This window comes from Brevibacillus panacihumi, from assembly GCF_003710985.1.
Taxonomy (GTDB): Bacteria; Bacillota; Bacilli; order Brevibacillales; family Brevibacillaceae; genus Brevibacillus; species Brevibacillus panacihumi.
Genome location: NZ_RHHT01000062.1, coordinates 63,688 through 69,699, shown reverse-complemented (window position 1 = coordinate 69,699; position 6,012 = coordinate 63,688). Strand labels below are relative to the sequence as shown.

Annotated in this window: 6 protein-coding genes and 1 pseudogene; 2 read left to right on the top strand and 5 right to left on the bottom strand. The window is 42.1% G+C overall.

Annotated features, from left to right (window positions below):
* Window positions 1-71 precede the first annotated feature (71 nt).
* The 3 genes from istB to EDM58_RS25900 form a co-directional block, all read right to left on the bottom strand.
* The gene (gene istB, locus EDM58_RS22170; protein WP_122915268.1) at window positions 72-797 is read right to left on the bottom strand and encodes an IS21-like element helper ATPase IstB; all 726 of its coding nucleotides are present in this window, start codon (window positions 795-797) and stop codon (window positions 72-74) included.
* A gap of 1 nt (window position 798) precedes the next feature.
* Window positions 799-2,286 (bottom strand): IS21 family transposase, encoded by a 1,488-nt coding sequence (gene istA, locus EDM58_RS22165; protein WP_183187595.1) that lies wholly within the window; start codon window positions 2,284-2,286, stop codon window positions 799-801.
* Between the two features lie 576 nt (window positions 2,287-2,862).
* On the bottom strand, window positions 2,863-3,009 hold the full coding sequence (locus EDM58_RS25900) for a hypothetical protein (RefSeq protein ID WP_183187594.1): 147 nt from the start codon (window positions 3,007-3,009) through the stop codon (window positions 2,863-2,865).
* A 136-nt stretch (window positions 3,010-3,145) separates the two neighbouring features.
* On the opposite strand from EDM58_RS25900, the pseudogene EDM58_RS26305 reads away from it, so the two are divergent.
* Window positions 3,146-3,988, top strand: a pseudogene (locus EDM58_RS26305) (recombinase family protein); the annotation flags it as partial.
* Window positions 3,989-3,994: 6 nt separating this feature from the next.
* On the top strand, window positions 3,995-4,675 hold the full coding sequence (locus EDM58_RS26300; RefSeq protein ID WP_281275096.1) for a recombinase zinc ribbon domain-containing protein: 681 nt from the start codon (window positions 3,995-3,997) through the stop codon (window positions 4,673-4,675).
* A 188-nt stretch (window positions 4,676-4,863) separates the two neighbouring features.
* Here EDM58_RS26300 and EDM58_RS22155 read toward each other — a convergent pair whose 3' ends face one another.
* Entirely contained in the window at window positions 4,864-5,340 is a 477-nt protein-coding gene (locus tag EDM58_RS22155) for a hypothetical protein (RefSeq protein WP_122915266.1), read from the bottom strand.
* A gap of 87 nt (window positions 5,341-5,427) precedes the next feature.
* Window positions 5,428-5,886: a hypothetical protein gene (locus EDM58_RS22150; protein ID WP_122915265.1), complete on the bottom strand. Its 459-nt coding sequence runs from the start codon at window positions 5,884-5,886 to the stop codon at window positions 5,428-5,430.
* Between the last annotated feature and the right edge of the window lie 126 nt (window positions 5,887-6,012).

Below are 6,012 nucleotides of genomic sequence, written 5' to 3'. Positions count from 1 at the left end.
TTGTGTTTTGCAAGTAGAAAATGCCTAGTTTTGCAGCCGAAATTGCCTAAGCACTTGCCAGCGGTTTGAAACTAAACAGGAATCCTATCCATTGCTTGCTTGAAGCGGAAACTCTCACCTGTGAATGAGAGGATATGAGCGTGGTGTACCAGGCGATCAACGAGCGCCGACGTGAGCTTTGTGTCTCCAAACACTGATGTCCATTGACCGAACTCTAGGTTGGATGTAACGATCACACTCTGTTGCTCATAGCAATCCGCAATCACGTTAAACAATAACTCAGACCCGGTTTGGCTGAACGGTACGTAGCCGACTTCATCAAGAATGAGTAAATCTGTCTTCTTCAATTTCTCGCGAAATCGACTGAGTGTACCCGCCGCAAATTTTTCCTGAAGCACAGAAACCAAATCGGAAGCCCGGTAGAACTGCACCGCCTTGCCCCGGCGGCAAGCCTCCACACCAAGTGCCGTTGCCATATGGGTTTTCCCTGTGCCTACGGCACCCATTAAGAGTAGATTTTCTTTGCGTTCGAGCCAATCCAATTCCTGAAGCAGCTCTGGACTACTACCATTAGGGAAAGAGATATGGTCATACACATACCCCTCGAAAGTCTTAATATGTGGGAACCCCGCCTGCTGAACAAGTTTACCCAACTTGGCACGGCGGCGGCCGTCCAGTTCCGCAACAAGGATTTGCTCCACAATGCTACGAATCTGCTCATTCTGCTGAGCGGATACGTAGTCCACGACATGCGCCAATCGGAGTTGTCGGCACAAATCTCCCAATGCCGTCGGCATCTCAATTCACCCCCACAAGTTGATCATAGCGTTGGAGGGAACTTTCTACGCGAGTTCCCGGAGGGGACAACGTCTCTTCCCACGTGACAGGAAGATCGCGACTTCCGTATTTTACACCTAACACAGCCGTGATACGTGTAACCGGTGTGTTTTGACCTAGTAGAGCAATTATTTCCTGAATCTGTTCGATTGTGTAAATGTCACACCAGTGCGCCAATGCCTGAAGACGACCTTTTCGCTCTGTCAGATCCTTCACAGTTACATACTCTTGCAAGATCTCTGGTAGCATACGGAGAAACTGCGAGTGTGTCACACTACGTGGTTTTTTTAGCCATCCATTGCATATTAGTGACCACGGAATATCCATACTTCGTCCCGTATAAGGTCTGGATACTTCCCGGATTAACTGGTGTTGGCCGTTTAGAATGACGAGACGATCCCAAAACGTTTGGATCAGTACCTCGCTGCCTGGAGTTGACATCCCCAGCAACGGAACCGTCATTTCATCCATCCGAATCTCTCCATACTTATTCACCACTGCAGCACCCAAGCGAAAAGCCTCAAATCCTTGCTCTGGTAGGGTAAGCAATTTACGACGATCATCCTCCCACAGATCTGCGATGCAACGATTTAGAGCATAATGCTGACGATCACGATCTCGTTTTGCTTGCTCGGCGAAGTAGGAGGCTAACTGTTCATGATCTTCATAGATGGGAATCGGCACAGCCCAATTGCGCTTGGAGTACCCACATTTGTTCTCGACGTGCCCCTTCTCATGACCGCTGTATGGGTTGCAAAAGACAGCTTCAAACCGGTAGTGAGCGCAAAATCGTTGGAAGCCTTCCGTTAATTGCCGTTCGCCCTGCTTCTCAATATGAACGACGGCAGCGGAAAGATTGTCAAACCAGATTCTCTGAGGAACTCCTCCCATTTGTTCAAAGCACTGCTTCATTGCCTCCAAAAAGCATTCCTGATTCTCCGCCGGTGTCGGATAAACGAAGGCGGCATTACTGTACGGAAAAGACATGACGAGCAGTTTGTATGTGAGTAATCGATGATCTTGGCATACCTCAATGGTTGTAAAGTCCACCTGTGCCTCACCCGGTGGATGTTCTAGCCGTTCGTACGTTTTGGCACGATCCAGTTCCATTTCATTCTTTCGTCGCTGCACGTAGGCCAATACTGTACGTTGCCCACCAGTAAATTGATGTTCGTCGCGCAAGCGTTGGAAAATGCGCACACCTGTGTGTCGCTGCTTACGGGGGACCAAACGGTCCTCCTCCAACCAAGTATCGATGATCTCCATAAACGGACCCATGACAGGACTTCTGCCCTTTCGTTTCTTCATCGAGGCATTCCAATCCGTTTGATCGGCATATTTTTTGGCAGTCCGCCAGTGAACACCCACACGTTCTGCAATCTCGTTTACCGAGCATCCTTCTACTTCACGTAAAAACCTGATATAGTGTTGTTGAGGCATTTTCAGCATCCTTTCCATTCTCCTTCGCTAAGTTGTCCCAAACCTAACGGTAGGAGGAAGTATTGATGCTGACAAGTGCCTTTTTTGTATTTGTGTTGAGCATTTTTACGCTGCAATATTAGTCATTTCTATTGTGCAAAAAACACTCTGTCAGGGTTCCTAGCCATTTCTAGCTCTATGACGGTTAATCTGGGGATGGTTACTTAGCCTCTAACGCCTCCCACCGACCTTTAATCGGGTCGGTTATTTATCGTGTGCTACCGAAAATCCACGTTTATTACAATATTATGTTGGGTTGATCTTTCACCTAATCTATACGAAATCATTTGATGATTGTTTATACCTGCAACAAAAGTTGAAGTAATTTACGTAGAGGAATAATCTAACCCGCTCCCCCGCTTCTGTTCCTCAACAAATTCCTAGGTATAGGGGGAGGGATAATAATTAATTTTAGAATAATGCCGATCATCTATTTTTCTTGCATTATTCTTCAATATACCTATACAATCTGCACATGTTGCTCATTGACAACTGAATAGAAACAAGCCCCGCCCCCACAAAATCAAATGGAGGCGGGGATAAGAGCTAATGACATTCATCCGTGAGGAATTCAGAGTTCAGGGCATTTTTGTCTTCAAATTCAATTAAGCCCGCCCGCACTAGTTCAATGATTAGTTGTTCCATTGATTCTTGAATCGGGAAAACTCCTACAAACTCATGATTAGTGTTCATTGTTTTCCCTCCCTTCTGCCAGACCTATACGATCAGGTCAGAAGAAAATTTAGAGGGAGAACAAAAATTAGGCTCTAAATTATGGCGAGAGCACTTCGTATAGGTCGGATATAACCATTCCGAGGAGGAACAACCTATGCGATGTGCAATATATGCAAGAGTAAGCACAAAGAGAGATGAGCAACGTAACAGCCTTGATAATCAAATCGCATTCACAACTAACATAGTCATGGATAACGGATGGCAGCTAGTATAGCCATATGTTGATGATGGTGTAAGTGGAACGACTTTTTCAAAGCGTGAAGCGATTCAGCAATTAATACATGACGCTAAACAAAAGAAATTTGATGCTGTAATAGCTAAGTCCGTTTCCCGCTTCGGCAGAAATTCGGTAGAAAGTATGACTGTAGCTGACGAATTGGAACGACTTAATATTCGGCTCATATTTCCCGAAGACAATTATGACACAACTACAAGCGACACTAAGCTGATGTTTAGGCTAAAGGCTGTCCTTGCAGAAGAGGAAAGCCGAAAGCTTTCGGAACGTATTAAAATTGGCAGGCAAACAGGCGCACGTTTAGGCAAGTATCAGGCATCACTCGTTGCATTCGGATATAAACGTGGGGATAATGGAAAGCTCGCCCTAGATGAGCAATACAGCCCTATAGTCAGGGAAATATTTGACCTATACCTTTACAAAGGTTGGGGATGGTATAAAATCGCCAGCTATCTTAATTCAAGGAAAATCCCAACGCCTAGAACTGTATCGGGCGGTAGCAACAAAGGGGCGATGTGGCTTGAAAGCAGTATTCGCGTAATCCTAGAAAATGTAGTTTATACTGGGGCGCTTGTTCAGCATCGAGAGGAAACAATGGACTTCATATCTAAAAAGCGCAAGAATGTCGCTCCTGATAAACAAATAATCGTAAAAGATGCTCACCCCGCCATCATTTCTCATGAGGAGCACATTACCGCGCTAGAGAAAATGAGGGCCAAAGGCAAGCGTAAAAGCAACGGTCAAGAAAGCACATTTGCTCATGTGGCTCGTTGTTCCGATTGCGGTAAGGGAATGATGTATCGTAAAGACCGCCTGAAGAAAGAAGGCGGTGCATACGTATGTGGGGGATACGTAAAACATACGTCAGCGTATTGTTCCTCACATATCATCGCAAATAATAAGTTAAAGGATACCGTAATATCTGACTTGCGGGAATTAATAACGAACAATGTAAAGATGGAGCGACTATACAGAATCGCGGGCGGGGAACTTGAATTAAATCAAAGCTCGTATTCTAAAGAGTTGCAAGGCGTAAACAAGCAACTTACAAAGCTAGAGGGTGAGTTCCGTTCTTTGCTAACCCTATTCCAACAAAAAGCGGTCGGTATCGAACAGTTTAAGTCGGCTAATGAGAATATCCAAGTTGAACAAAGCCGATTGACTGCACGTAAGACAGAACTTGAAAGATTAATCGAATCTAAGAAAGACACGGAACGCTACTTACTGGAGTTCCAACATCAAGTAAACAAAATAGCGAGGCTAGACATTGAAAATGAACAAGTACTAAAGCATATCATCCAACGGCTGATAAGCAAGATTGAGGTATATGCTGATGGTAGCATCAAGATTATCTACAATATCACCCGCCCCGCTTCCGTAGGGGCATAAATCAAGCGGGGGACATTAATCCCCCGCCCATTTAAGTAACACTGAACACTCCACATGTGACGAGGTGACAGGGAGTACAGCAAAACTTAGGAATGACATTTGCTCAAAGTAAAAAAAAAATTATAAGAGCATTCCTGTACCTGATTTAACGTCCATATTATCCTTGAGTATAAGCAGCCTCCATTTAATTACAAATTAATTAGCCGATATAATTCATCGTCAATATCCTCCACTTCAATCTCGGATGCATCTTTTTTATCATAAAGATTTTCAAGATAACAATGTAGAATTCTTAATTTGGAATACACGCTAATTATATCAGTAAGTAAATTTATACATGTTTTTGATCGTTCGAAATAAAGATTCAATCCCACGTCTATCTGATGTACACCAGCATTTTTTAATTCGGAGTATGTTTTTAAATCAAGATTAGGTATAGAATTTTTTAATTTAATATTATATTGGGGTTTAAAATGATAAATTAACATGGCTTCAATCACATTAACCACTGTAGCATCTGTTATTTTCTCTCCCAATTCATCAGTAGTTTGCCAGTAGGAGTTCCCCAAAGAAATGGTGGTCATTGAATCTGGGGTCATAACTGTATGTAACTTAGACTTTGCATGAAGCAAAAATATTACCAACTCTTTATCTCTGTACTTCATATTATAATCTCTATATATCTTTAAAATCTTCTCGTGACTGCTCAATCTATCAAAGATATTTCTACCCTCACCAGTATCGAGAGATTGTCAAATATACAAAATTTTATACTCCTCGCTTGTTTCCTCGTTTTGATTCGACATACTTTTTAGATCATATATAGATATCTTCTTTTTGGCATTTATGTCCGACCCGTTAAAGAAATCAACATGATTTTCCTTAATAAATTCGATCCCGTAATTAGTAAGCCCTATTTCAATTGCAGTTCCATAATCACTAATATTAATCTCAATGGAACCATTTGGAACATCGAAAGGCAATAGTATAATATTCGATATTCTATAACTCTCGTTTATCTCTAAGCATTTATAGTTGACAACTAGTTGTTGATTAATACACTGTGCATCTGATATTTGATACTTTCTTGCTAACATAACCATATAAATATTTGAATTTCTGTAGTGTGAATGTTGTTCACGAACATCTTCCAAATGCATGTATGGAAATATAAATTGACTATCAAAAAAAATCTCAAGTAGCTTCTTCATAAAAAAGTACCCCTTTTCTGTGGTACAAGTCTTAAACGACGGAATGACATTTGCTCAATACTTTTTATTATTCTATTAAAACAAGAGGCATGTTTAAACTTCATCACAAAGAAAACTGTATTTAAA